The following is a 1,283-nucleotide window of genomic DNA, read 5'->3' as shown; positions in this document are numbered from 1 at the left end:
GACGGGTGAAGACCGGATTTCACTTCGCACCCAGCTTTAAGGGCTGGCTTGCGGAACGGGTCTGGTTCGGACCTCGACACGCCGTGGGCTCTAACGGGCTCCCGGAGGGCAGGCTTTGAATTGTCGTCTTGCCCGGCGTGTCCGAAGGGTTTGCCCCCTGAGGTTCAGGTTTGGGCGGGACGATGGGTGCAACCCGGCGGTCCCGCTTTCGCGATGACCGCCAACCGGAAAGAGCTTGCTGTGGAACGAGCGGCAAAAAAAGAAGCGGTCGAACAGCTCAATGGGGTCTTCAAGACCACGAGCGTCGCGGTCGTTGCTCAATATTCCGGCCTCACCGTCGCCCAGATGCAGAAGCTGCGCCAGCAGATGAAGCAGGCGGGTGCCTCGGTGAAGGTCTCGAAGAACCGTCTCGCCAAAATTGCTCTTGAAGGCACTGACGTCGTTGCCATCGGCCCCATGCTGAAGGGACCGACCGTGATCGCCACTTCGAACGATCCGGTAGCGGCGCCAAAGGTCGCCATCGAATTCGCCAAGGCGAACGAAAAGTTCGTCATCGTCGGCGGCTCGATGGGGAAGACCGTCCTGAATGTCGACGGCGTGAAGGCGCTTGCCTCGCTGCCGTCGCTTGATGAACTGCGCGGCAAGATCGTCGGCCTGCTTGTGGCCCCGGCGACCAAGCTCGCTCAGCTCGCCAACGCGCCCGCGGGCAAGCTCGCGCGTGTCATCCAGGCTCATGCCTCAAAGGGCGAAGCGGCCTGACGCCCTTCGCAAAACTCAAACCCGAACCAGACTTACACGTAAGGAAACTGAACAATGGCTGACTTGCAGAAGATCGTTGACGACCTCTCGAGCCTCACCGTGCTCGAAGCCGCCGAACTCGCGAAGCTCCTCGAAGAGAAGTGGGGCGTTTCGGCTGCCGCGGCTGTCGCCGTGGCCGGCCCGGCTGGTGGTGGCGCTGCCGCCGCTCCGGTGGAAGAGAAGACCGAGTTCACGGTCGTTCTCGCCAGCGCCGGCGACAAGAAGATCGAGGTCATCAAGGAAGTCCGCGCCATCACCGGTCTCGGCCTGAAGGAAGCAAAGGACCTCGTCGAGGGTGCTCCGAAGCCGGTCAAGGAAGGCGTGAACAAGGAAGAAGCCGACAAGATCAAGGCCCAGCTCGAGAAGGCTGGCGCGAAGGTCGAGCTCAAGTAAGCGCAAGCTTGCTGGCACGAGATCCCGGGCGAGCGTCAAGCGAGGCCCGGGATCTTGGTCCACCTTTGCGAGGGCGGGCCAGATGCAAAAGG

Annotated in this window: 2 protein-coding genes; both read left to right on the top strand. The window is 62.4% G+C overall.

The annotated features are described in order from the left end of the window. Positions 1-240: 240 nt before the first annotated feature. Complete coding sequence (gene rplJ / locus AC1D00_RS41545) at positions 241-759, top strand: 50S ribosomal protein L10 (RefSeq protein WP_092192758.1); 519 nt, start codon at positions 241-243, stop codon at positions 757-759. Between the two features lie 54 nt (positions 760-813). Beyond that, a complete protein-coding gene (gene rplL / locus AC1D00_RS41540; RefSeq protein ID WP_135178086.1) occupies positions 814-1,191 on the top strand; it encodes a 50S ribosomal protein L7/L12 in 378 nt (125 codons plus the stop codon). The last annotated feature ends 92 nt before the right edge of the window (positions 1,192-1,283 follow it).

Source organism: Bradyrhizobium sp. P2_E8, from assembly GCF_056403875.1.
The sequence above is the reverse complement of the archived record's forward strand: the minus strand, read 5'-3'. Positions and strand labels throughout refer to the sequence as shown.

Coding starts and splice junctions, on each gene's coding strand:
- rplL (WP_135178086.1), top strand. CDS start 814: ATGGCTGACTTGCAGAAGATCGTTGACGACCTCTCGAGCCTCACCGTG.